The 23,069-nt window shown below is 65.3% G+C and carries 19 protein-coding genes and 1 pseudogene; 9 read left to right on the top strand and 11 right to left on the bottom strand.

Annotation, left to right across the window (positions count from 1 at the left end; genetic code table 11):
* Positions 1 to 96: 96 nt before the first annotated feature.
* The 3 genes from ACQ5DX_RS12415 to ACQ5DX_RS12405 form a co-directional block, all read right to left on the bottom strand.
* On the bottom strand, positions 97 to 1,398 hold the full coding sequence (locus ACQ5DX_RS12415; RefSeq protein WP_430332913.1) for an MFS transporter: 1,302 nt from the start codon (positions 1,396 to 1,398) through the stop codon (positions 97 to 99).
* A 187-nt stretch (positions 1,399 to 1,585) separates the two neighbouring features.
* Positions 1,586 to 2,443: a fumarylacetoacetate hydrolase family protein gene (locus ACQ5DX_RS12410; RefSeq protein WP_430332912.1), complete on the bottom strand. Its 858-nt coding sequence runs from the start codon at positions 2,441 to 2,443 to the stop codon at positions 1,586 to 1,588.
* Between the two features lie 7 nt (positions 2,444 to 2,450).
* Positions 2,451 to 3,206, bottom strand: coding sequence for a FadR/GntR family transcriptional regulator (locus ACQ5DX_RS12405; RefSeq protein WP_430332911.1), 756 nt, complete (start codon positions 3,204 to 3,206; stop codon positions 2,451 to 2,453).
* Between the two features lie 224 nt (positions 3,207 to 3,430).
* Here ACQ5DX_RS12405 and ACQ5DX_RS12400 point away from each other — a divergent pair, with 224 nt between their 5' ends.
* The 6 genes from ACQ5DX_RS12400 (at position 3,431) to ACQ5DX_RS12375 (ending at position 11,462) form a co-directional block, all read left to right on the top strand.
* On the top strand, positions 3,431 to 4,363 hold the full coding sequence (locus ACQ5DX_RS12400; protein ID WP_430332910.1) for a C-terminal binding protein: 933 nt from the start codon (positions 3,431 to 3,433) through the stop codon (positions 4,361 to 4,363).
* Positions 4,360 to 5,160: a hypothetical protein gene (locus ACQ5DX_RS12395; RefSeq protein WP_430332909.1), complete on the top strand. Its 801-nt coding sequence runs from the start codon at positions 4,360 to 4,362 to the stop codon at positions 5,158 to 5,160. Before ACQ5DX_RS12400 ends, ACQ5DX_RS12395 begins: the two co-directional genes overlap by 4 nt.
* Positions 5,157 to 5,918, top strand: a complete 762-nt coding sequence (locus ACQ5DX_RS12390; protein WP_430332908.1) for an SDR family NAD(P)-dependent oxidoreductase — start codon at positions 5,157 to 5,159, stop codon at positions 5,916 to 5,918. The genes ACQ5DX_RS12395 and ACQ5DX_RS12390 overlap by 4 nt, the downstream gene beginning before the upstream one ends.
* A 7-nt stretch (positions 5,919 to 5,925) precedes the next feature.
* Positions 5,926 to 6,945: a zinc-dependent alcohol dehydrogenase gene (locus ACQ5DX_RS12385; RefSeq protein ID WP_430332907.1), complete on the top strand. Its 1,020-nt coding sequence runs from the start codon at positions 5,926 to 5,928 to the stop codon at positions 6,943 to 6,945.
* Positions 6,946 to 7,018: 73 nt separating this feature from the next.
* Positions 7,019 to 9,688: a family 78 glycoside hydrolase catalytic domain gene (locus ACQ5DX_RS12380; protein ID WP_430332906.1), complete on the top strand. Its 2,670-nt coding sequence runs from the start codon at positions 7,019 to 7,021 to the stop codon at positions 9,686 to 9,688.
* Between the two features lie 151 nt (positions 9,689 to 9,839).
* Complete coding sequence (locus ACQ5DX_RS12375) at positions 9,840 to 11,462, top strand: long-chain fatty acid--CoA ligase (RefSeq protein WP_430332905.1); 1,623 nt, start codon at positions 9,840 to 9,842, stop codon at positions 11,460 to 11,462.
* A gap of 309 nt (positions 11,463 to 11,771) precedes the next feature.
* Here ACQ5DX_RS12375 and ACQ5DX_RS12370 read toward each other — a convergent pair whose 3' ends face one another.
* Together ACQ5DX_RS12370 and ACQ5DX_RS12365 are read right to left on the bottom strand one after the other, a co-directional pair.
* The gene (locus ACQ5DX_RS12370) at positions 11,772 to 12,209 is read right to left on the bottom strand and encodes a GNAT family N-acetyltransferase (protein ID WP_430332904.1); all 438 of its coding nucleotides are present in this window, start codon (positions 12,207 to 12,209) and stop codon (positions 11,772 to 11,774) included.
* A gap of 12 nt (positions 12,210 to 12,221) precedes the next feature.
* Positions 12,222 to 13,280 (bottom strand): GNAT family N-acetyltransferase, encoded by a 1,059-nt coding sequence (locus ACQ5DX_RS12365; protein ID WP_430332903.1) that lies wholly within the window; start codon positions 13,278 to 13,280, stop codon positions 12,222 to 12,224.
* Positions 13,281 to 13,748: 468 nt separating this feature from the next.
* Here ACQ5DX_RS12365 and ACQ5DX_RS12360 point away from each other — a divergent pair, with 468 nt between their 5' ends.
* Positions 13,749 to 14,336, top strand: a complete 588-nt coding sequence (locus ACQ5DX_RS12360) for a hypothetical protein (protein WP_430332902.1) — start codon at positions 13,749 to 13,751, stop codon at positions 14,334 to 14,336.
* Between the two features lie 759 nt (positions 14,337 to 15,095).
* Here ACQ5DX_RS12360 and ACQ5DX_RS12355 read toward each other — a convergent pair.
* From ACQ5DX_RS12355 to ACQ5DX_RS12340, 4 genes are all read right to left on the bottom strand, one after another.
* On the bottom strand, positions 15,096 to 15,899 hold the full coding sequence (locus ACQ5DX_RS12355; protein ID WP_430332901.1) for a hypothetical protein: 804 nt from the start codon (positions 15,897 to 15,899) through the stop codon (positions 15,096 to 15,098).
* Between the two features lie 71 nt (positions 15,900 to 15,970).
* Positions 15,971 to 16,672 carry a hypothetical protein gene (locus ACQ5DX_RS12350; RefSeq protein WP_430332900.1) on the bottom strand — a complete coding sequence of 234 codons (702 nt, stop codon included), beginning with the start codon at positions 16,670 to 16,672 and terminating at the stop codon, positions 15,971 to 15,973.
* A 92-nt stretch (positions 16,673 to 16,764) separates the two neighbouring features.
* Complete coding sequence (locus tag ACQ5DX_RS12345) at positions 16,765 to 17,475, bottom strand: hypothetical protein (protein WP_430332899.1); 711 nt, start codon at positions 17,473 to 17,475, stop codon at positions 16,765 to 16,767.
* Positions 17,472 to 17,669, bottom strand: coding sequence for a hypothetical protein (locus tag ACQ5DX_RS12340; RefSeq protein WP_430332898.1), 198 nt, complete (start codon positions 17,667 to 17,669; stop codon positions 17,472 to 17,474). The genes ACQ5DX_RS12345 and ACQ5DX_RS12340 overlap by 4 nt, the downstream gene beginning before the upstream one ends.
* Before the next feature lie 69 nt (positions 17,670 to 17,738).
* Between ACQ5DX_RS12340 and ACQ5DX_RS12335 the strand changes: the two genes are divergently transcribed.
* The gene (locus ACQ5DX_RS12335) at positions 17,739 to 19,181 is read left to right on the top strand and encodes an Ig-like domain-containing protein (protein ID WP_430332897.1); all 1,443 of its coding nucleotides are present in this window, start codon (positions 17,739 to 17,741) and stop codon (positions 19,179 to 19,181) included.
* 808 nt (positions 19,182 to 19,989) lie between these two features.
* Positions 19,990 to 20,163: a hypothetical protein gene (locus ACQ5DX_RS12330; RefSeq protein ID WP_430332896.1), complete on the top strand. Its 174-nt coding sequence runs from the start codon at positions 19,990 to 19,992 to the stop codon at positions 20,161 to 20,163.
* Positions 20,164 to 20,307: 144 nt separating this feature from the next.
* Here the strand turns inward: ACQ5DX_RS12330 and ACQ5DX_RS12325 are convergent, their stop codons facing one another.
* Both ACQ5DX_RS12325 and ACQ5DX_RS12320 read right to left on the bottom strand, forming a co-directional pair.
* Positions 20,308 to 21,180, bottom strand: coding sequence for an SGNH/GDSL hydrolase family protein (locus ACQ5DX_RS12325; protein WP_430332895.1), 873 nt, complete (start codon positions 21,178 to 21,180; stop codon positions 20,308 to 20,310).
* A gap of 284 nt (positions 21,181 to 21,464) precedes the next feature.
* Positions 21,465 to 22,593: pseudogene (locus tag ACQ5DX_RS12320) on the bottom strand (acyl-CoA dehydrogenase family protein); the annotation flags it as partial.
* Positions 22,594 to 23,069: the final 476 nt, after the last annotated feature.

The following is a 23,069-nucleotide window of genomic DNA, read 5'->3' as shown; positions in this document are numbered from 1 at the left end:
TCGGCGAGCCCCCGACGATCACGACTTCCCATATCCTCGCTGTGATGTGGGGGTCCGGGATCGACGGGGTCCTCGCCTGACGGTAGACAGCGACGTCTACGCGGACATCATCGTCTGTGACTCGGTCGAGTTCCGCGACTCCACGACCCTCGAGCTGTTCCCGTCGCGTCCGATCATGTAGCTGCCGATGAGTGCTGCGAAGGTAGCGCATCCGGCGAGGATCCACAGCAGGGAGCTCGGACTGTCCGCGATGATCGTGGGAGTGACCACCGCGAAGCCGGCGAAGATGAAGCGGGCGACCGCGTTGGTGAACCCTTGGGCGGTGGCACGCGCGTTCGCGGGGAAGCTCTCCTGCGTCCAGACCTTGTAGAGCGCTTCGCCTGCAAAGGGATACATGAGGTTGAAGGTCAGCAGAACCACGATCATTACCCAGAAGACTTCGCCGCCGGTGACGGCACCCAGGATCATCGCGACAATCTGGCCGACCGCGCCGACATAGAAGAGGGGCCTCCGCCACCGGGTGTCGGCGATCCGCACGAAGACCAAGCCCGTGGCCAGGCCGGACAGGGTAGCGATGAACAGCCAGGCCGTCGCCGAACTCTGGGTCGCTCCACTGACTGTGGTGAGGAAGAACGCTTTGAACTGTCCCCACGTGTTGGCCATCAGGCCCCACGCCACGTAGAAGCCCGCGGTCAATCCCATGGCAGCAATGAACTGCTTGTTGCCGAACAGTGCCCGCAGTGGCAGCGCGGGCCCCTGCAGTGCATCCGCGTCCGACGAACTCCGCAATGCCTGTTCCTCGAGATCGTGGAGGATCGGGCTGAACACGCGAACGGCCCAGGTCAGCGTGCCGAGAACGATGAGATGCAGGAAGAGTAGACGCACGCCTAGCATGCCCATCGTCGACACGGCGAATCCGAGCGCTGTGACGACTGCGATCCCTGCGCCCCACATGACCTGTGTGAACGCGACGAGTCGACCACGGGCGTCCGGCGGAGCCATGCCCGCCACGACCGCGATCGAGGTCGGTAGGTCGGCGCCGGCCGCGAGTCCCGCGACAATGACGCCGGCGAGGATCATCGTCTGATTGACCGACGTCGCGATGAGCACGACACCGAGTACGTAGATCAACAGATCGATGTTGAAGACGAGCCGTCGGCCGAACATGTCGGCGAGTCGGCCGCCGACCAGTGATCCCACCGCGATACTGAGAGTCAGTGCGGCGCTGATGATTCCGATCGTTCCGGCGGTCAGGCCGAACTCGCCCTTCCAGATGGCGAGGCTCAGTCCGACCGAGACGATGACGCCGGCGTCGAGATAGGATGCCATTCCGGCGATGGTTGCGAGAAACCAGTGCTTCTTACCGACCAATCCGGTCGATGTGGCTGATTCAGCCATGGGTCAACTCCTGAGGCTGGTGCTGGCGATGAGGACCGCCCGGCGGTACAGCGGCGGGTGGGTCCGAATGCGAGGCCCGGCCGGAGTGGCCTGATGGCAATCACTCCGACCGGGACCGGACGGTCGACTCCTGTCCGGTCGACGGATACGGGGCCGAGTCCTGAAATCTCTCCGAGATCTGCTCGGTTCAGTGTGCCGCGACGAACGACTGACGCTGCTGACCGAGGTGGTCGATGCCCATCTCGACGACGTCGCCGTCGCGCAGGTAGGGGTACCTGCCGGACAGGGCTACTCCCTGCGGAGTGCCCGAGTTGATGAGGTCGCCGGGCTCGAGGACCATGTACTGCGACAGATGCCAGACGATGTGCGCGACGGTGAAGATCTGGTCGGCAGTGCTCGAGTCCTGGCGCATCTCGCCGTTGACGCTCGACCACAGTCGTAGCCTCTGGGGGTCGACCTCGGTGGCCGGTACCAGCCACGGTCCCACCGGGTTGAACCCTTCGGCGGTCTTGCCCTTCGACCACTGTCCGCCGGAATGCTCTGTCTGCCATTGCCGTTCGGACACGTCGTGGCTCACGACGAATCCGGCGATATGCGACAGGGCGTCTTCCTCGTCGGCCAGGTTCTTGGCTCGCTTGCCGATCACGATCCCGAGCTCGACCTCCCAGTCGACGGTCGTCGCCGTCGGCGGGATGGTGACGTCGTCGTTGGGGCCGACGACGGTGTTGGGGTGCTTGAAGAAGATGATCGGTACCGCAGGCGGCTGATCTCCGGACTCTGCCGCATGCGCGGCATAGTTCTGGCCGATGCAGATGACAGCCGTCGGGCGCGCGATCGGGGCACCGACGCGGAGCTCGCCGGCGTTCGTCCACACGTCCAGCCAGCCCTCGGCCCGTGCCTGTTCCGCCCGTGCCAGTCCATCCTCCGCCAGGAAGGTGCCGTCGATGTCGTCGGTGAGCGGGGACAGGTCGTAGATCGTTCCGGCAGCGTCGATCATGCCGGGCCGTTCACGGCCGATCTGGCCGAGACGGACGAAGACGCTCATGGTTACCTCATTTCGCTGGCGCCGAGATCGGGTTCGGCGCGTGGTTCGGGTTGGGGCCGCTCGGGGCCCCGTCGGGGGAGTGCTGCGAACTGGAGATTGCGGCGAGCTCGCCGCGTACCTGTCGAAGGTGCATTCGCATCGCGGCCTCGGCGGTGTCCGGGTCGCCGCCGGCGACTGTCTCGAGGATCTGCCTGTGCCAGTGGATTGCGCGGTCGACCGCGCCCGGAACCGCCGCCGATGCCGTTCGGGTGCGGTACCCCATATTGCTGATGGAGTTGTGCACGGAGACGAGAATCGTGTTGCCGGTGGCCACGGCGATGGCCTCGTGGAACTTGACGTCCAGTTCGGCATGACGCTCGGGGTCCTCGCCGGCCTCGATCATGGCGTTGTGCAGTTGTTCGAGTGACGCGATCATCGCGTCCGAGCGTCGCTCGGCGGCGAGTCTGGCCATCAAGGGCTCCAGCAGTTCGCGGGCTTCCTGCAATTCGGAGAAGAACTCTTCGCCCGAGTTGGCAGAGAGGAAGTCGGGGTCGAGCACGTTCCATTTGGTTCGGGGAGCGACCGTCGTGGTGCTTCCTTGCCGCGCCACGAGGAAGCCCTTCGCGGCGAGACCCCGCAGCGCCTCGCGCATCACGCTGCGACCGACGCCGTAGGTAGTGGCGAGTGCTGCCTCGGCAGGCAGCTCTGATCCCTCTGCGAGTTCTCCGCTTCCGATCTGGCCGAGGATGTCCTCGACAATTCCGTCACTCAGGCGTCGTCTCAAGGAATCAGACCTCCAGTTCATCCGGGGTCCGTGACCCCGGCCACATCAACATATCTGAGAAGTTACGTTAGCGGAAGCCCCTCCTGGAAAGTGAACCAGACCGCTCGTTCTTTCATCCCTGGTGAAAAGTGCTGGGTTGACATGCAATTCAGCGAATCGTGGTTGCGTCGACGGCTGGCGGAACCTACTCTGGCCGAACCGCCACTTATCAGAGGAGTTCGAAAATGCGGGTGTTGATCACTGATTTGGACCTAGGTACGCCCGAGTACGAAGTCGATCGACTGTCGAGAGAGATCGGTGCGGAGGTGAAGGTCGCGAACTGCCAGTCCGAGGCGGACGTACTCGAGCAGGTCTCGTCCTTCGGTCCGCACGCACTCCTGGTTCAGTGGGCCCCGATTACGGCGGCCGTGCTCGATGCCGCGCCGTCCTGCCGACTGGTGAGCCGGGTGGGCATCGGTATCGACATGATCGACGTGGGGGCAGCGCAGGTACGAAATGTTGTGGTTCGGAACGTCCCCGACTACTGCGTCGAGGAGGTCGCCAGCCATGCCGTGGCTCTGGGAATGGCTCTCTGGCGTCGGATTCCTCAGTTCGACAACGCCGTTCGCGCCGGAACGTGGGACGCGGCCAGCGCGGCGCCGACGGTCAAGAGGATGAGCAAGTCGACGATCGGCCTCTTCGGGTTCGGGCGGATCGGCGAACGCGTCGGCCGGATGTACGCCGCGAGCGGCGCTCGTGTCCTGGTCCACGACCCGTACCTGCAGGAGTGCGAGTTCGAACTGGTGGACTTCGAACGGATCCTCGCGGAGTCGGACTTGATCAGCATCCACGCGCCGCTGACCGACGAGACCCGACACGCAATCGACGCCGATGCACTGGCCAAGACGCGACGCTCGCCGATCATCGTCAACACCAGCCGCGGCCCGATCATCGACGAGTCCGCACTGGCGGCCGCGCTGCGCAACGGCACCGTCGCCGGAGCCGGACTGGACGTCTTCGCCGAGGAACCACTCGGTGCCGACAGCGCGCTGCGTTCGACGCCGAATACCGTTCTGACGCCACACTCCTCGTGGTGCTCGATCGATGCCATGCCGGCCTTGCGCGCGGGTGCGGTGCAGAACATCGTCGACGCCTTCGCGACGGCAGGCGCGTCGTGACCAGGCAGGAGACCGGCACGGCAGGAGGCCGTTTCGACGTGACGATGCTCTCGATGGGCGTCGGGGAGGTGCCGGGGCCGGAGGTCCGCTGGATGCGGGACTTCGATCGCTGGCACACCCTCCAGTTCCAGGTGGCGCTCGTGCAGGGACGCGGGACGGTAGCGCTCGTCAACACCGGACCACCGGAGGACCTCACCGAGCTCAACAGTGGCTGGGCCGGATTCCTGGGCGAGCGGGCCGCGCTGCAGCGGCGGGATGGCGAGTTCCTCCTCGACCAACTCGAACGCGTGGGCGTCGATCCGGCGGCCGTCACGGACATCGTGCTCACGCCGTTGCAGCTCTACACCGTGGGTAACGTCATGGCCTTCCCGAACGCGACGATCCACATCTCGCGGCGAGGTTGGGTCCACTTCCACACCACGCACGACCATCCGCACGACGATCGCGAGACATCGATTCCCGGGGCGCTGCTCAGCTATCTCGTCGGCCCCGCATGGAACCGAGTCCGTCTCCTCGACGACGAGGACACCGTGGCACCCGGACTGCGCACCTGGTGGTGCGGTGGACACCACCGGGCGTCGGTCGTCGTCGAGGTCGACACCGACCGCGGGACGGTGGCGATCTCGGACAGCTACTTCCTGGCCGACAACGTCACCGAGAACCATCCGATCGGAATCAGCGAGAACATCTACGAGAGCCTCGACGCGTACCGGCGTGTGCGAGAGGCCGGCCACATCGTCGTTCCGCTCTACGACCCGCGCAACTTCGAACGCTTTCCCGGAGGAGTGATCTCATGACCGTCAACACCGATCGCCTGGTCCTCGTCACCGGTGCGGCGCGAGGCATCGGCAGGGCCACCGCTGTCGCCTTCGGTCGACAGGGCGCGCGCGTCGTCGTCAACCACCCGGGGGAGCACGCTGCGGCACTGGAGACGGCCGAACTCGTCCGGCGAGCGGGCGGTGAACCGTTCGTCGTCGAGGCGGACATCGGGCGCTCCGACGACGTGGCCCGGCTCGACGCCGCCGTCGCCGAGTTGGGCGTCGTGGACGTGCTCGTGAACAACGCTGGTATCTGCCCGTTCTCGGACTTCTTCGACATCACTCCCGAACTCTGGGACCGGACCCACGACGTCAATCTGAAGGGAGCGTTCCTGCTCACTCAGGCGGTGACCCGACGCATGGTGGATCGGGGCCGGGGCGGCCGCGTGATTGCGGTGTCGTCCATCTCCGCGTTCACCGGAGGCGTCCACCAGGCACACTACTGTCCCACCAAAGCGGGACTGTCGGCCTTCGTGAAGTCGATCGCGATCTCCCTCGCCCCCCACGGAATCACCTGCAACACGGTGCAGCCCGGCATCATCGCGACCGACATCAACCGCGACGATCTCGCCGATCGTGGGCGACGGGAATCCGTGGAGAGCCGGATCCCCCTCGGCATCGGCACACCCGAGGACGTCGCCGACGCGATCTCCCTCCTCGCCAGCCCCGAAGCCCGCTACATCACCGGTGCCGACCTGGTCGTCGACGGCGGACTCACCATCAACCCCGGAACCTAGGAACGAAATGAAATCGCTTGTCTACAAAGGCCCTCGACAGCTATCGGTGTGCGAACAGCCGGCTCGCACCGTCGGGATCGACGAGGTCGAGATCGCACCGATCGCAGTGGGTATCTGCGGTTCGGACGTACACGGCTACCTGGGGGAGACGGGCCGTCGACAGCCGGGTCTTGTGATGGGCCACGAGATCGTCGGACGGATCACGGCGGTCGGGGACTCGGCAGACAGCCGCCTCACTGTCGGCGACAGCGTCGTGGTGAACCCGGTCGTCGGATGTGCACACTGCGAGTACTGCCGCGGGGGCAACCAGGACCTGTGTGAACAGGTGAAGGTCATGGGGGTCGACGTCGACCTGCCCGGCGGGCTGGCGGAGCGGTTGGTGCTGCCGATTGCGAACGCCGTGCCGGTGCCGATCGCCGAGCCGGTCTGCGCACTGACCGAGCCGTTCGCGGTGGGTCTGCATGCCGCCCGACGCGGTGGTGTCGCTCCGGGAACCACGGTGGCGGTGATCGGTAGCGGGATGGTCGGCGTCGCGACCGCTTGGGGGGCGATCCACGAGGGCGCAGTGTCGGTCGTCGTCGTCGACATCGATCCCGAGAAGCTAGCGGGTGCCACTCGGATCGGTGCTCGGGGTCTGGCTGCCCGCCCGGGTCAGCCGCTCACGGAGGTACTCGAGGCGGCCGGCCTCCCGAAGGTCGATGTCGTTCTCGACGTCGTCGGCACCAACGAGACGATTCGTTCGGCGCTCGGCGCGACCCGCCGTGGAGGCACGGTCGTCCTGGTCGGGATGGCGACGCCTTCTCCGAGCTTGCCCGACTACGCCCTGATCACCAACCAACAGCACGTCGTCGGTACCTGGTGCTACAACGCCGACGACTTCGAGACAGCGGCCCGGGCCGTATCCGGCGCGCCCGCGGAGTTCGACTGGCTGATCGACCACAAGGTGGAACTGACCGATGCGCCAGGCGCTTTCGCGCAACTCTCCTCCGGATACGCCCCCAAGTTCAAGGTGCTCGTAATCCCCTGATCACCAGGGCCGAAGCCGACAGCGGTTGCCGACAAGCGCGCTGGGCGGTGCCGGCCACGACAAAGAGGTAGTCATGACAGTGCAGGTAAGTGCACCTACTTTCGAGCACCATCGAACGGCCCTGGGTACCGGTGAGACCCGCCCACGTCTGTCGTGGAAGACGGAGGCCGCCCCGGGGTGGCACCAAGGTGCATACGAGATCGAGATCGTCCGGGCGCGGGACGGAGTTCACCGCAGCGGGAAAGTGGAATCGGAGGATTCGGTTCTCGTTCCGTGGCCTGTTCGCGCGCTGGCCTCCCGCGAGAGCGCGCACGTTCGTGTTCGTGTGTGGTCCCGGGACGAGGACGAACCCTCGCCGTGGAGCCCGCCGGCAACCGTCGAAGCAGGGCTGGTCGATGTGGACGACTGGGTCGCGGTGCCCGTCGGCGGCAGTTGGGCCGACACGGCAGACAAGGACCATCGCCGGCCGCCGTTGGTCCGGAACGAATTCGTCGTCGACGGCGAGGTCCTGACGGCCCGGCTCTACGCCACGGCGCACGGCTTGTTCGAGGCCGAGATCAACGGACGACGCGTGGGAGACGATGCACTGGCGCCGGGGTGGACTGTCTACCCCGAGCGGCTCCGCTATTCGACGTACGACGTGACCGATCACCTGCGCGCCGGGCAGAACGCCATCGGCGCCTACCTCGGCGACGGCTGGTACCGCAGCCGGATCGGACTCGGCCTCTACGGAGACTGGGACCGATTCGGGTCGGACCTGTCGCTGCTCGCTCAGCTCGAGATCACCTACACGGACGGACGTCGACAGGTCGTCGCGACCGGCCCCGACTGGACCGCCGCACCGAGTCCGATCCTGTACAGCGGCAACTACGACGGCGAAACTTACGACGCGCGCTGCGAGATCGCCGGCTGGTCCGAATCGGGCGCCGATACCGCATCGTGGTCGCCGGTGGTCGTCGCCGAGCGTGACGCGCGAACGCTCGTCGCTCCGGAAGGGCCGTCGATCCGGTGCACCGAGGAGGTGCGGCCGGTCGCCGTCGTTCGCACCCCGAGCGGAAAGACGGTGCTCGATTTCGGGCAGAACCTCGTCGGGCGCCTGCGCCTACGGGTGACGGGGCCGGCAGGGCACGAGATCGTCCTCCGGCACGCCGAGGTCATGCAGGACGGCGAGATCTACACGATCTCGCTCAGGACAGCCAAAGCGACCGACACCTACATCCTCCGGGGCGACGTCGACGGCGAGGACTGGGAGCCACGGTTCACCTTCCACGGATTCCGGTATGCCGAAATCACAGGCTGGCCGAACGACATCGGACGTTCCGTCGCGAACGGACAGATAGTCGCGCGGGTATACCACTCGGACATGCAGCGAACGGGGTGGTTCGAATGCTCCGATCCGCTCCTGAATCGTCTCCACGAGAACGCGATCTGGAGCATGCGGGGGAATTTCCTCGACGTGCCCACGGACTGCCCACAGCGGCACGAGCGGCTCGGGTGGACCGGTGACATCCAGGTCTTCGCGCCCACTGCGTCCTTCTTGTACGACTGTGCCGGCACCCTGTCGTCCTGGCTGCGTGACGTTGCGGCCGATCAATTGCCGGACGGCACTGTTCCCTGGTACGTGCCGTACGTCCCGACGGAGGGCTTCTGGACGTATCCACCCCGGCCGGGAGCAGTCTGGGGTGACGTCGCAGTGCTGACGCCGTGGGTGCTCTACGAGCGTTTCGGCGACCGGGAGATCCTGGAACGGCAGTTCGACAGTGCCCGGAAGTGGGTCGATCTGGTGGATCGGCAGGCCGGCGACGATCACATCTGGGAATCCGGCTGGCAACTGGGGGACTGGCTCGATCCGGTGGCACCCTCGGACGATCCGTCTGCGGGGCGAACCGACAAATACCTGGTTGCCACCGCGTACTTCGCCTGGTCCAGCGCGCACCTCGCTCAGTACGCAGTCCGACTCGACCGCCCCGACGATGCTCGCCGGTACGGCACTCTGGCACGCGACGTGCGCGACGCATTCGTCGATCGGTACTACGACCGAAACACCCATCGGCTGTCGAGCGACTCGCAGACCGCGTACGCGCTGGCGCTGGCCTTCGACCTGCTCCCCGAGGACGAACGGTCGGCAGCGGGCACTCGGCTGGCGGAACTCGTTGCTGCGGAGGGTTATCGCATCGGCACCGGGTTCCCCGGCAGCGCCAGCATTCTCGATGCTCTCAGTAAAGCGGGCCGTATCGACGACGCCTACCGATTGCTTCGGCAGACCGAATGCCCGTCGTGGCTCTACCCCGTGGTCAGCGGCGCGACGACAATCTGGGAGCGCTGGGACTCGTTGCGCCCGGACACCGGTCGCGTCCTCGAAGACCGGATGGTGTCCTTCAACCACTACGCCATGGGGTCCGTCTCCGACTGGATGCATCGAGTCATCGGTGGCCTCTCGCCGGCCGGACCCGCCTATCGGAAGATCCGCTTCCAGCCCCGTCCGGGTGGCGGAATCACTTCGGCGCGTGCCGAACTGGACACCCCGTACGGCCGGACTGCGATCGAGTGGTCAGTCCATGACGGCGTCCTCGCAGTCGACGTGACAGTGCCGACCGGCGCGACCGCAACGATTGACATCCCCGGTCTCGACCGTTGCGAAATCAGTTCGGGTGAACATCATTTCGAATCACGATGGGAGGCGCAACAGGCTCTCGCCGCGGCCGAGTGGGCCAGCGCCGGAGGAATTGGTCTCACGGCGTAAACAGCGTCGCTCCGAACCTGCGTAGCCCTCGATGGGTTGCGTGGATGGATGGCAGGGCTGGACCCACCTCCCTCCCGGCGGGGCTTCCTCGGGTAGTGCGCGCGCCCGGGAAGCTCCGCCTCTTGTTCTCTACAACCACGAGGAACGATTCATGTTCAGCACTATGAGCGACTTGCAGCTGTCGATTGTGCGGCTGTTACAGAACGGAAGTCGCGTCCATGCGGACGCGGAGGTGGTCACCTGGACCGGGTCCGGTCCGCGGCGTCGTACGTATGCGGAGGTCGGTCGCCGGTGTGCGCAGTTGGCACACGCGCTGCGTGGTCTCGGTGTCGCCGGTGACGACCGGGTTGCGACGTTCATGTGGAACAACGCCGAGCATCTCGAGGCGTATCTGGCGGTGCCGTCGATGGGTGCGGTGCTGCACACCCTGAACATCCGCCTGTTCCCCGAGCAGCTGATCCACGTGGCCAACCACGCCGAGGATCGGGTGATCATCGTCGATGCCACGCTGATCCCGCTGCTGGCCCCGCAGTTGGCGCAGATGAAGACCGTCGAGCATGTGATCGTCACCGGCGACTCGACGGCGGGGCTCGAGGCCCCCGAGGGCGTGCAGGTGCACACCTACGAGGGTCTGATCGCGGATCTGCCGACCGAGTTCGACTGGCCCGAACTCGACGAGCGCTCCGCGGCGGCGATGTGTTACACGTCGGGCACCACGGGTGATCCGAAAGGTGTTGTCTACTCGCATCGTTCGATCTACCTGCACTCGATGCAGGTGTGCATGAGCGATGGCCCGAACCTGGCGCAGGGTGATCGGGCGTTGGCGGTGGTGCCGCAGTTCCATGCGATGTCGTGGGGTCTGCCGTATGCGGCGTTCATGATCGGTGCGTCGTTGATCATGCCGGACCGGTTCCTGCAGCCGGCGCCGTTGGCGGAGTTGATCGCGTCCGAGCGTCCGACGTTCGCGGCGGCGGTGCCGACGATCTGGCAGGGTCTGCACCTGCATCTCGAGCAGCATCCGCAGGACATCTCGTCGATGCGCGAGGTCCTCATCGGTGGCGCGGCGGTCCCGCCGGCCCTGATGCACGCGTTCGAGAACGAGCACCAGGTCTCCGTCCTGCACGCGTGGGGCATGACCGAGACGTCCCCGGTCGGGTCGGTGGGGCGTCCGCCGGCCGATTCCACCGGAGAGGACCGGTGGCGTTACCGGTACATGCAGGGCCGGTTCCCGGCGTCGGTGGAGGCGCGGTTGATCGACGACGACGGTAACCGGGTGCCGCACGACGGCGTCAGTATCGGTGAGCTCGAGGTGCGTGGGCCGTGGATCACGTCGTCGTATTACGGGGTCGAGGCGCCGGACAAGTTCCGTGACGGTTGGCTGCGCACCGGTGACGTCGGATCGATCACCCCGGACGGTTACCTGAGTCTGTCGGATCGGACGAAGGACATCATCAAGTCGGGTGGCGAGTGGATCTCGTCGGTGGATCTCGAGAATGCGGTGATGGGGCATCCGGCGGTCGCGGAGGCCGCGGTGATCGGTATCCCGGACGAGAAGTGGGACGAGCGTCCGCTGGTCGCGGTGGTGCTGCGGGAGGGCAGCGACACCACCCTCGATCAGGTGCGGGACTTCTTGGCCGACAAGGTCGCCAAGTGGCAGCTGCCGGAGAACTGGGCGGTGATCGGGGAGGTCCCCAAGACCAGCGTCGGCAAGTTCGACAAGAAGCGGCTACGCGCCGACTTCCACGACGGGAACCTCGACGTCGTCAAAATCTGACTCCGTGGTCCCTGATGCGACTTGTATTGCCACGTAACCGGTCCAGAGCGAAGTGCTGATAGTCCGGTCTGTCCTGCTGTTCGCCCCAGCGGTGGTAGTTGCCGGACCCACGGCCGATCCATTCGCACTGGCCAACCGGACCGGTCTTCGTGCGGTCCCCGAGACCATCGAGTTCTGGCAGGGCACAGGGACGCTTGCATCGGCAGTTGAGATACGAGCGCATGCCACCCGTGGAGAGGGAAACCCGGTAAGAAGCTCGGGCGGAAAGCGAGTCGGCCTCGGGCCGGTGTGTCTTGCTTCCGCTCGAGATCAGATCTCCAAGCGCATCGTCACCGCATCGAGTCCGGGTGCGAAACCATCCACTTCGATTCCGGTCACCGTGAAGCCGTGACGTTCGAAGAACGGTTTGGAATGCTGACTGGTTACGAGCGCGACACGCGATGCTGATCCTTCCCCACGTATCAGGCGCAGGCGTTCGCGGAACAGGAAGGACCCGATACCTTTCCGGTGCTGCGTCCGTTTCACCATTCCCCAGCACAGCGACGCCGCGCCATCAGCGCGAATGCTCCATCCGCCGCACGCGACGACCTCGCCGGCGTCCTCCAGCACGTAGTAGGGGCATCCGGGATCGTCGAGGAACGCTGCGAACTCGCCGACTTCGGATGGCGCGAAGAAGTCCGGGGTGTTGCCGTGGACAATATCGAGGCACGCGTTCCTGTCAGCGCTGCCGAACTCCCTGATTTTCATTGCTACCGCCGGTCAGAACTGCTTCACGAGGCTGATCGAGCGATTGACTGTGGAGAAGCCGAGACCCTCGTACAGTGCTACAGCGCCGCTGGGGCTCTCGGCATCGACGTCGAGGATCGCGCGCTCGAGGCCCTTGTCGGCGAACGCGCGCATGGTGTGCGTCAGCAGTGCGCGAGCCAGGTTCCGGCCGCGCCACTCTCGTACGACTCCTACGGAATTGATGTACCCGAAGGAGTATCCGTGGGCCGGCCACTCCTCCTCGTTGACTTCGCTGAGCACGTAGGCGACGACTCTGTCCTGTCCAGCGTCGTCGCGGGCGACAGCGAGGAACGAGAGATCGGGTCGGGTGGTGCTGAGGCGGTCTCCGGCCTCCCAGTCGGGGCGGAGGACCGGCTGGCTGCCCCAGTGATCGCGGAACGCATCGTTGTGAGCGAGCCTGGTCGGTTCGGACCACTGCGGGCTGTACATCTCGATCCGGACGTCAGGGTCGAGGCTGATGTCGGGGATCGGCTGGGTGAGGTTGCGTTCGAGTTCGTACCACCAGCGCAGCGACTCGAATCCGTTCCGGTGGAACAATCGCACTGTCGCCGTGGCATTTTCCTCGGCACCCCCCGCCAGCCAACCGGGGAGATGCTTGTCGGATCCGGCGAGGTGCTGCATACCCCGCTGTTCCTGCCAGCGGATCAGGCTGGTTCCGATTCCCTCGCCGCGCCGGTCCGGGTGGACGGCGCCGGCAAGAGAAACCTCCACGATTGTCTCCTGGCTGGATTGCAGTGTGGACGTCGCATAGGCGACCGCGCGCCCCGAGGGATCGAACGCGATGACGGAATCGACGACCGGATCGAAATCCGCGCTCGCGAAGTCCTCTTCGAGCTCGTCCATCATCACGAGGACACGCGGATGATCGACCGCGCCGGCGGCGCGGACGAGTTCGAACAATGCTGAGATGTCATCCTTCGTGGTCGCCCGCCAAGTCAGATCCCCGCCGACCGCAGGGGTCTCCACGGTGTCGGGTGCGCTGACTCGTGCGCTGAGTGGGAGTTGGGATGCCGACAGCTGACCGGAGTCCATCCGTTGTCCTTTCATGTTGCCGTATCGCAGAACTGGAAGTCGACGACGTCGGCCGTCCGACAGCTGCGCGGCAGTCCGAAAGCAGCGGCGGAGGTCCCGTTGCGCGCGGCCATGCAGACGAGACACGCTCGAATGGGACGATACCGACACTTCGGCAAGGGTACCCGTGTCCATCGGGCATTTCGAGTGAATATTCGTCCACCGATTGGATCTTGCGTCGCGATGAGTCGTGGTCAAGTGCTACAGGTGCCCGGGGGACGAGGGCGTGTAGTCGTGGGATCGAGCGCATATGCAAGATCGACGAATAGCACTGATCTGCAGTTGGTCTCGGATCGACCGTAAAGGAAGGCAACCGGCCCCGGTATGCGCATCGGTTCATGGAGCGCTACGGCAGGGACCGGATCGACACTAAGGAGATCGCCTTCTGCACGCTCCTCGACGAGTTCTTCTGACGGACAGAATGTTCGGATGTTGGCTGTTCAGTGGGCTACTGCCGGCCGCAGGTGCGCGTCAGCGAAGGCCCGCCGCGCGAAAGACGCGGTTGTAGATGTCGGCGATCACGGCGCTCTTGCGCTTGTTGTACTCCATCACTGTCTGTGGGGCACTGTCCGCCTCACGTTTGGCGCGCGCGTACCTGTCGCGATCGTCGGAATGGCTGCGCAACAAATCGCGAAACATGATGTGGCGAATATGTTCCGGGCAATCGGGACCGAACGTGTGGAGATCGCCACCGTCCATCACGACGAGCGAATTGCCGGCTCCCGTCTGGTGTGCGGCGGACACACGATCGGCATCACACTCGCGCAGGCGACACGAGCTCTACCGAGCCTGGTGACCGTACTCGGTTGGCACTCGTGCGACCACACCGGACCGGTCCAGGAAAGCGACACCCTCACCAGCACGCTCAGGATCGTTCACGCCGACCCGATAGGCGATGCGTGGGCCGTCCAGCTGCGCTCGGTCGTGCACGCTCACGGTGCCATCGGGTTCGACCGCCCGGTACTGGATTGGCAATTCACCGCACTGATGATCTGGAACGTTCCCCTCGACACGTGAGGGTCCTTTCATGCGTTGCGGGCGCAAACGTGGACTGCTCTCCAGAAGTTGGACTGAGAAGTCGAGTTCCGACTTACGGGGAGCGGTGTCATGCTTGGACGAAGTTGGTTGTACGAGGAGTAAACGTGTTGCGGCGATAGTGCTATTCGAAGCTGGTTCGGGTGATCGCAAGGTCGCGACGGCGGTGGGAGCGAGCGGGGCGGCTGTCAGGCGATTGCATGACCGGTGGCGGTTCGTGACAGATGAGCGCTAGTGACCGCACGATCGGGCGACTTCAAGCTCGAGGTGGTGCGGCGTCTCCTGGCGGGCGAGGTCACGGTCGATCCGCGCGGGAGTTCGAGTTGTCCGCGCCGAAGCTGACAGAGATGTGGGCGCGGAAGCCGCGTAACGAGGCCCAGGGCGTTTGGTGTCCGAAGCGGGTCGGGCGTCTGCCGAGACAGGCGATCCCTGACGTGATTGCATGCATCGACTGGGCCAGTACTGCGTCTTTGGTGACGCGCAGGGCTCTGTTTCGGCGTTCGTTGCAGTTTTCATCGGACAAGATCCAGCCAGCGCGGGAGGCCGGCTCCAACGCTGATCTGCAGAGAGGGGACTGCCGCACGAGCGGGTCGCAGGTTGGGTTAGGCAGCCCGCGTGGCTGGTGCGGTCGTGTTGGTCCCCTTTTCGACGCATGGCAGCGGCCTTTCGCCGAGGCCGACGACGGTGGTCGGCCTCGGCGGGTCAGCTGTCAGCAACCGTCTTTTCGCCGTTGTCGTGGTTCTATTCTTCGCTGGAGCCTGCGCTGCCTAGGCCGGCAGATCCGGGGGCCTGTTGCGAGGAGCCGAGCGATCCGTTCGTGAGGCTGCCGGAGTCGGTGTCGGGGGCAGGCGGTTCACCGCTTTCGTATCCGACCCACGCGTAGTGCGGAACGTTCGCCGTGGTGCCGACGCGGCAGACGAAGATCGCGCCGAGTTCGTCGGTGCTGCGTTCACCGATCGCCGCCGGGCTCAGGGTGGTGTTCCATGCCTTGGTCGTTCCGTTGTTGACCGTGAAGGTCCCAACCTCGCCCGCGAGACCGTGCATCTTGGCGTCTGTGTGGGCGTTGACGATGGCGGCTGACTCGGCCGTGCCGTCGCTGAGCGAGCCTGCAAGGCTGCCGGTGGGGACGAGTTGGAGCAGCGGCCAGAAGGGAACGGTCACGCCAACTTTCGTAATGAGGACGGTGCTACCGGCGGCGATGGTCCCAGCCTGGTCGCTCTGGTACTGGGTGTAGTAGTCCAGCGAGTCCCGGACCACGGTGGCGGTGCTGACCGTCCCGCCGCGTTGCAGATTGGGATTCGGGTTCGGTGCGGTGCAGTTGAGGTTCATCCCGGAGTTGTTGACGAATGTGCCGGAGACCGCTCCGGTGGCGCGGTCGACCGAGTCGATCGTCACGGTGACGCCGGGCTGGCTGGTGATGATGGTGATGCCGGGGTCGGTGTCGCCGGGGATGACGTTTGCCGCCCCGGCGACGCCGGCGCCGGCCAGTGCCAGTCCAGCGACCGCGGTGGTCGCGACGGCGGCCCGACGGAAGGTGGTGGCCATGTGACTCCTAGCGGATTCGGGGGATTGCGGATGACCGAGAGTCGGTGATGTTTCGGAGATTGGGTGGCGCATCACGGCTCCTCGGGTGTGGGCTCGTAACCGGCGAAGACGAAGTTGTCGACGGGGGCGGTGGTGTTGCGGCAGAAGAACATGGCGCCCGCCTGCCATTCACCACGGTCACCGGTCGTGGAGGGAGCCAGGTCCGCGACCCAGTTGGAGGTCTGGCCTGCGTTGAGCGTGAAGGTGGTGGCAGTGCCGACTCGTGGGTCCCCGGTGTGGCCGGCGACTCGGGCGTCCTCCTGCATCTCGCGGAGCTTCAACATCTCTGCACCGGAGTCGCCGAGCAGAGAACCGGTGAGACTGCTGTTGGCAGGCAGGATGTTGTACAGGCTTCCGGCGGTCTGCACGCCGCCGCCGTACGGAATCGCGAATCCGCCGGGCTCGAAGATGTGGGTGCTGTAGAAGTCCTTCGCGCGGGTGACGATGTCGGCTTCGGTGACCTGACCCGGACCCAGTGTTCCGTCCTTCTGGGGGGTGCCGCACTGCAGCGGGCGGTCTCCGGTGTTCTTGATCGTCCCGGTGACCTGGGGTGCGTTCGGTGCCTTGTTGTTGACGGTGACCTGTACCAGGTCGCTGTCGGTGATGACCACGACGCCGTTGTTGTTGGCGCCGGGGATGTAGGCGGCGGCCACGCCGCCGGTCAGCACGGTGGTGGCGGCAAGGGTAGCCGCGGCGGCTCCGGCACAGGCCGCGGTTTTGACGGATATTCTCATGAATGCTTCTCCTCGTGGTCTGGCCGTCGTCACAGCCAGATGGAGTCGGGTGGTCGGCGCCACAGGGTCGCCGAGGGGTGGATGCAGTGAACTCAGCTGCCCAGGAAACGGGTGCCGCCGTCAGCTTCGGGGAGGTGGGCGGGGCGGCCGTTCTCGTAGCCGTGGAAGACGTACCGCTGGCCGTCCAGCACGCATGTCAGGAAGACACCGGTGCTGAAATCCGTCCAGCCGCCGACGCTGGCACGGTCGAGGTTGACGGTGAACGGCTGGCTGGTGCGGGCCGGGATGGTCACCGAGGTGGCCATCTTGCCGACTTGGCCGGCGAGTCGTGCTTCGTCGTACTCCGCCGAAATGACGTTCAGCGCAGCCAGATCGGGCCACAACAACCCCGCCATACTGCCTGCCGCGCCGGCCGCGCTACCCAAACCGAACTGCTGGCTGTCGCCACCCTGCACGGTGATGTCCATCGGTGCCAGGGGGGAGTAGGGGAATTCGGCGTGGAAGTCGACCGACCTGGCGACGATGGTGTCCCTTGTCACCGTGCCTGCCGGACCGCCGTCGAGCCCGGTGCAGGTGAGGTTGCTGTCGGTGTTGTTCTGGATGGAACCGCTGACGGTTCCGGTGCTGACGTTGGGTCCGTCGACGGCCAGCTGTATCCGGTGATCGTCGACGGGGAACACTGTGGTCGGCCGGGTTTCGCCAGGGATCTGGGCGGAAGCTACTCCCGCGCCGGTGGCGAGGGCCGCGGCGGCGGCCAGGGCGGTTACGGCGATCCGGCGGGCCGGTTTCGGTGTTGCTGTCATGATTTCTTGCTCCTCGCAGTAGTGGTGAGCACGCCCGAGTTCGCAAAAAAGCTGTGATGGCCGTAATAGCCGCGAGTAGGTGCGGCACCCGAGCTTGCTGCACCATAGCCAACTTTCGCCCAATTAATGTGTTTTTTGTCACCGAGCATCGTAATTGTGTTGAAATACAGCCGTGCCCAGAGATCGACACCCATCTGTCCCGTAGTCGAAGGCGAGTTCACATGTTGATGAAAAAAGCCGGACCGGCGTTAGCTGGAGCCGCCATGGCGATCGTTGCCACCACGGCCGTGGTACCGGCCGCCGGCGCGCAAACCGCAACGATCACGGATGAGAAGGAGGTGACATTCACCTGCTTGGGAGTCGACGCCGGCAACTCGGTCGTCTCGCCGAACTCGTTCACCGTGGCCTACCCCGAAGCGGTCGCCCCCGGCGAGATCTTCACCGTCTCGGTGCAACCGGGACAGATGCGCAACAACACGCGCGTGATCAACCGCCTGACCCTCGACTACGCGCTACCGACCAACGCCACCATCCTGGGCCTCAGCCTGGCGGGCGGGGACACGGGCCTCGGTGGCGCCGCACGCTCGGCAATACGGGTGAACTCGCAGACCAAACTCACCGATCCCAACGGCACGGTGGCCCGGATCTGGGGCGGCGCCTCGGCCCGATTCGGAACCAGCACCTCGATCAATTCAACCGGTGGCACGACGGTTGCCCAGAACACCAATTTCCGGCTCCCCAAGGTCGACATCACGTTGCGCGCCCCCGCGCAGCCGGGCGCAACGATGAGCATCGGACTGCCCGGCGCGAACGAGGAGCACACCGGAGACGGCACCGCCGCCTCGACGGATCTCCAGTGGGTCCGCAGCAGCAGCCCGTGGGGACCGGCGCAGTGCAGTTCCGGCCCCGAGGCGGCCGCGCTGACCACCACCGTCGTCGATGACCTCGACCCGGTCCTGCTGCCCTCCACCACCACGCTCACCAGCAGCGTCAGCCGGTTGGGCCCGGGTCAGCCGACCACGTTCACAGCACAGGTCGGAACCCAGTACGGCGCGGTTGCTTCGCTTCCGCAAGGCCAGGTGAAGTTCCTCGACGCAGACAGCAACGTCCTCGGTACCGCGGTCCCGAACGCCAGTGGTGTGGCCACCCTGGACTACACCTTCCCCCCGGTTGCGCAGGGGCAGCCGGACCAAGTCCGGAATGTGGTCGCCCAGTACGCGGGCGTCGACGGGGACGTGGCCGCGAGCACTTCCACTCCCATCACCGTGACCAACACCGCGGATATCACCGCCTTCAACACCCTCCAGTTCGGTGCGGTCCGCGCCAAGCTCGGTGAGGAAACCACCAGCGATGTTGCGGTGGCCATCACGGCGAACCTCACCAAGCCCGCCGGCCCCTACCCGGCGCAGGCGACGGTGCAGCTCTACCGCGACGGCCAGCCCGTGGGCGAGCCTGTAGCCCTGCCCGCCGGGAACGAAATCGTGTTGAACGATGTCATCGCGCGGGCGCCGCGGACCACAACTCACCGCTACCACGCCGAATTCACGGGCTTCACCGCCGGCTACCAGCAGTGGAGCGATGCCACCTCCGGCGAGGTCAGCGTGGTCGTCACTGGTAGCAACCCGGCCCTGGATCCGCCGATCACCGGTGGAGGCACCGGCTCCTTCGGCTCACTCGAGGGACTGACCTCCGGCTTCGGCAGCTGACCCACGGCGGCTTTCTCCGCACGAACCTCGCCCGGCACTCCAGCGTAGGTGCGCCGGGCGAGGTCGCTGAGGCCGACGGCGTCTGTCTTGAGATCCGCTAAGTCACTTGGTAGCGGCGAAGGTCCAGGTCCGGAGCTGACTGATAGGTTCGCTCGGCCAAGCCGTTGCGCTTCGACTCCGACCTTCGCAACCGGGCACTCACCGAGGCCCGCCCACCTGCAAGTCAAGACGCTATCGCTGATCTCGGCTTACACGTCGACCTTCGGTTTACTCGCACCCAGGACCCGGGTATTTTGGCATATCGGGATCAGGCTATGCGTTCAATGACGGCGGCGACGAAGTGGCCGCCCGCGGTGACCAAGGTCTTGAGTCCACGGTTTTTGAAATTCCTTCTAAAGGGTCGGGTTTCAACTGTCAAGGAATTGGTGTTTCAATCAGAACAATCGACGTCAGACGCGGGTCTGCTGGTCAGCTATTCAGCTGAAATTCCCTACGATGCGCGATTACTTTTTGGGAGTTGTCGTAAATTGCGCGGGCTTCGACGCCCGGTGTGGTCCAGCCAGCATTTGCGTCACGGTCACCACAGAACTGAAGCAACGTTCGGGACCCTAGCCCAGTCCGGGTCGTGGGTCGGCGCACTCACCCCGACAGAGTCGCGCCGGCCGTCCAGCCCAGCGGCAGGTGCTGTTGAACTATGACTACGAGACCGGTGAGTCGACCCGTAACCGTCTTTCCCGACCGACACTGTGCTGAATCACTGCCATCTTCCTGACGCAAGGCAAGCCCCAGCGGCCCTGAAGTTGGCACGATGACCGGACCAGGCCTCGACGGCTGGGCCGAGTCGTTCCCGGAGTCCCCGGTCCTGCGGCAACTCACCACACCGGTCGACGTCGTCGTCGGCACCTCGAGCATCTTCCCTCGCGGTGCCGGCTTCACCCATGCTGACCTCTTGCTGCTCAGAATTCGTACAGAGGATCTCTAGCCGTTCCAGTGTTGTTGCAGCGCACCACTCGCTGTGACCGCGGCATCGCTCCGGTTGTCTCCCGGAGACGCAGAAGGCAGGTCAGTGGTAGTGAGGCTCGGCAGCAACCAAGCCCCACTACCGCCGCCGCTGGCCGGGACCGGGCTAGTTGTTCTCGATCGCGCTGATGACTTCGCGTGCGAGTGCTTGTTCGCCGTCGGCGTTCGGGTGCACGGGAACCGGCTGCGTGGCGAAGAGCATCGGTTCGATCCACCGCTCCCCGACTGGCTGGCAGCTGTCCCGGCCCTCCGACACAGCCGCCGTGTCGACGAAGGTCGTGCCCGTCTCAGCGGCCGCCCGCCGCACAGCGTCGTTCAGTGTCGCTTGCAGGTCGCGCAGGTAAGGGACGTCGCCCGGCGCGATCGGCTGCGGGAAGCAGCCGCCGCTCGGTGGAAGCAGCCACGGGTATCCGACGATGACGACGTGGGCATACGGTGCGCGGGCGTGAATGTCATCAAGGGCGCGGACGAGGGCTGGGTAGGTCCGGCTGACGACCGGCTCGGTCAGGCTGTCGCCGTAGCGTGCCTGACAGGGGTTGTGGGCGCCCGGATTCGTCGCCGCCGCGGCGATGCAGGATGCCATTGCGCCGCCGAAGGTGTTGTTGTTGTTTCCGCCGATCATGACGGTGACGAGTTCGGTCGACGGTGACAGCGCGTCGAGTTGTGCTCGGGTGCCTGAATATTGGGGTGCGTAGAAGTCTTCGGTCTTCGCGCCGCCGCAGCTGACATCGGTGAGCCGGTAGTTGAGTTCGGCGGCCACGATGTGGGCGAAGTTCCGTTCCGACTGCCAGCACTGGAGCGGCTGCCCCGGGGCGGTGGGGAAGACCCCCGACCCGGCGCTGAAGCTGTCGCCGAGGTTGACGTACTCGACGGCACCTGGCTGTGCGGATGCCGGTGTGGCCAGCGCAAGGGCCGTCGTAGTGGCCGCGAGAGCGGCCAACACCGCGTTCCGGAGGCTACCTCTGAGCCTTGTCGTCATGGTGTCTCTCCTTGTCGATGTCCGCCCTGAGGCGATCGGATGTGGAGCGCATCTCATCTATGGGGCAGCAACATACGCGCCTGTTCAAGGAAATTGGGGTGGTTGAATCACGCGGGTGCCGATAGATGGCCAACTGCTCCGGGGCGTCGCGCTGAGCACCGCGCCGGCCTGCGGGAACCTTCGACGAGAGGGAATTCGGGTTCGTTGCCGGTCGATGGCAACAGTCAGGATGTCGGAACGCTTGCGGCACTGCCGGCCGGCTGGATTCTGATGCCGGGTGACGGTCAGAGCCCTTCCGGTCGGAGATTGCGGTGCCGACGCAGTTCGCGTCGCGCGATGGCACGCTTGTGAACCTCGTCGGGCCCGTCGGTCAAACGCATGGAGCGCAGGTGTGCGTACGCCGGTGCGAGCGGGAAGTTGTCGGTGACGCCAGCGCCGCCGTGTACCTGGATGGCGCGATCGACGATCTTCAGCGCGATTGTGGCGGCTGCGACTTAGATCGCGGCGATCTCCGTCTGTGCTTCCTTGTTGCCGAGTGTGTCGATCAGGTATGCGGCCTTGAGGGGGAGCAGGCGGATCATTTCGATGTCGAGCGCGCCTCCGCGATCCAGTCCTGGACGTTGGCGTTGTCAGCGATCGGCTTGCCGAAAGTGACTCGCGACTGTGCGCGCTGGCACATCAGTTCCAGGGCACGCTCGGCCATGCCGGTCGCGCGCATGCAGTGGTGGATGCGGCCAGGGCCGAGGCGCGCCTGACTGATTGCGAAGCCCTCTCCGTCTCCCTCGAGTACGTCTTTGGTGGGAACCCGCACGTTCTTGAAGTCGATTTCTCCGTGGCCCTCGCGGTCGTGGTATCCGAATACCGGCGGGTTGCGCAGGACGGTGACGCCGGGAGCTTCGATCGGGACCACCATCATCGATTGCTGTCGATGAGTCGGCGCGCTCGGTTCGGTCTTGCCCATGACGATCAGCACCTTGCAGTTCGGATGAAGTGCGTTGGACGCAAACCACTTCCGGCCGTTGAGGACGTAGTCGTCACCGTCATTGACCATCGATAGCTCAACGTTAATGGCGTCGGAGCTAGCCACCGCTGGTTCAGTCATCGCGAACGCCGACCGCATGGTGCCGTCGAGAAGCGGTTGGAGATACTTCTCCCGGTGCTCGTCTGTACCGAAAAGCTCGAGTGCCTCCATGTTGCCGGTGTCGGGGGCACTGCAGTTGCAGGCTTCTGGCGCGAGGTGGCTGCGGCCCATGATCTCGGCGAGTGGGCGTATTCGAGGTTGGACAGTCCGGCGCCCGTTCTGGGATGTGGATGGAACAGGTTCCACAAGCCTCGCTGCTTCGCCTCGGCCTTGAGGTCTTCGAGTACCGCCGGGTGGAAGTGCGGGTCGCCGGCTTTCCGCATCTGCTCATCTGACTGCAAGTCCGGAGGTCTAGTTCGGACTGGACATGCTCACCCTCGCCGGCGAGATCATGGGACTGGCCGCGGCGAACATGAGAGTGTCTGCCGCCGAGATGTGCGCAGAGGGAAGGCTCACCCGCACAACGTGCGGCTCGTGCACGCTTCGTGGCGAAGCGCTGCCTGCCTACACCGAGATCAGTAGCTGGCGAAGCCGCATCGAGTCAATGAACGCGGTCAGCCTTCTCTCCCAGTCGCAGATCACCTCTGCTCTCCCCGTCGCGTACCCGTGCGCGCACCGCTGGCCGAGTTCCATCAGCGATGATCCGACGATGACCCGCGATCGGCGCTCTCGGTCGACCGACCACCTTGATGAATTGCATGATTCGAAATGCTCGGTTTGTTTCTGTGGCGCTTCTTCTCGTCGCAGCAGTCAGTGCCTGCGGTTCCGACGACACCGACAAAGCGGCCCGGGACGCCAAGCCGAAAGG

This window comes from Rhodococcus sp. ACT016, assembly GCF_050477185.1.
Lineage (GTDB): Bacteria > Actinomycetota > Actinomycetes > Mycobacteriales > Mycobacteriaceae > Prescottella.
This window is presented reverse-complemented; position numbering and strand designations above follow the sequence as displayed.

Coding starts and splice junctions, on each gene's coding strand:
- ACQ5DX_RS12415 (WP_430332913.1), bottom strand. CDS start 1,398: ATGGCTGAATCAGCCACATCGACCGGATTGGTCGGTAAGAAGCACTGG.
- ACQ5DX_RS12410 (WP_430332912.1), bottom strand. CDS start 2,443: ATGAGCGTCTTCGTCCGTCTCGGCCAGATCGGCCGTGAACGGCCCGGC.
- ACQ5DX_RS12400 (WP_430332910.1), top strand. CDS start 3,431: ATGCGGGTGTTGATCACTGATTTGGACCTAGGTACGCCCGAGTACGAA.
- ACQ5DX_RS12390 (WP_430332908.1), top strand. CDS start 5,157: ATGACCGTCAACACCGATCGCCTGGTCCTCGTCACCGGTGCGGCGCGA.
- ACQ5DX_RS12385 (WP_430332907.1), top strand. CDS start 5,926: ATGAAATCGCTTGTCTACAAAGGCCCTCGACAGCTATCGGTGTGCGAA.
- ACQ5DX_RS12380 (WP_430332906.1), top strand. CDS start 7,019: ATGACAGTGCAGGTAAGTGCACCTACTTTCGAGCACCATCGAACGGCC.
- ACQ5DX_RS12375 (WP_430332905.1), top strand. CDS start 9,840: ATGTTCAGCACTATGAGCGACTTGCAGCTGTCGATTGTGCGGCTGTTA.
- ACQ5DX_RS12370 (WP_430332904.1), bottom strand. CDS start 12,209: ATGAAAATCAGGGAGTTCGGCAGCGCTGACAGGAACGCGTGCCTCGAT.
- ACQ5DX_RS12365 (WP_430332903.1), bottom strand. CDS start 13,280: ATGGACTCCGGTCAGCTGTCGGCATCCCAACTCCCACTCAGCGCACGA.
- ACQ5DX_RS12360 (WP_430332902.1), top strand. CDS start 13,749: ATGTTGGCTGTTCAGTGGGCTACTGCCGGCCGCAGGTGCGCGTCAGCG.
- ACQ5DX_RS12355 (WP_430332901.1), bottom strand. CDS start 15,899: ATGGCCACCACCTTCCGTCGGGCCGCCGTCGCGACCACCGCGGTCGCT.
- ACQ5DX_RS12350 (WP_430332900.1), bottom strand. CDS start 16,672: ATGAGAATATCCGTCAAAACCGCGGCCTGTGCCGGAGCCGCCGCGGCT.
- ACQ5DX_RS12345 (WP_430332899.1), bottom strand. CDS start 17,475: ATGACAGCAACACCGAAACCGGCCCGCCGGATCGCCGTAACCGCCCTG.
- ACQ5DX_RS12340 (WP_430332898.1), bottom strand. CDS start 17,669: ATGGGTGTCGATCTCTGGGCACGGCTGTATTTCAACACAATTACGATG.
- ACQ5DX_RS12335 (WP_430332897.1), top strand. CDS start 17,739: ATGGCGATCGTTGCCACCACGGCCGTGGTACCGGCCGCCGGCGCGCAA.
- ACQ5DX_RS12330 (WP_430332896.1), top strand. CDS start 19,990: ATGACCGGACCAGGCCTCGACGGCTGGGCCGAGTCGTTCCCGGAGTCC.
- ACQ5DX_RS12325 (WP_430332895.1), bottom strand. CDS start 21,180: ATGACGACAAGGCTCAGAGGTAGCCTCCGGAACGCGGTGTTGGCCGCT.